Source organism: Cyanobacteriota bacterium, assembly GCA_025054735.1.
Classification (GTDB): Bacteria; Cyanobacteriota; Cyanobacteriia; order SKYG9; family SKYG9; genus SKYG9.
On the sequence record JANWZG010000712.1, the window covers coordinates 1 to 261 of the forward strand.

Here is a 261-nt window from a genome sequence, read left to right on the forward strand (position 1 = left end):
GAAGTAAGAGACTCGAAAATTTTGTGCCTGGTATTCATCTCGGAAAACAAAGTAGATTCCAAGTGCAACAGGGATAGAATCAACTCCTAGCACCTGGTCAATATAATTTTTAAGTTCTTCCTGTTCGTAGTATTTCTGAAATGTGTTACGACTCGTAATAACTCCATCTCCATAGGCAATCTGTCCGTGATTAATGTCGTCAATTAAAACCTGAGCAGCTACTATTAAAGCCTTTCGAGTTATACTCCACGCTCTAATCAG

At 38.7% G+C, this 261-nt stretch carries 1 protein-coding gene; it reads right to left on the minus strand.

Features of this window, described 5'->3' with window-relative positions; genetic code table 11:
* Positions 1 to 261 (minus strand): DNA phosphorothioation-associated methyltransferase (locus NZ772_19485; protein ID MCS6815737.1); only part of this gene is annotated, 261 nt, incomplete at both ends.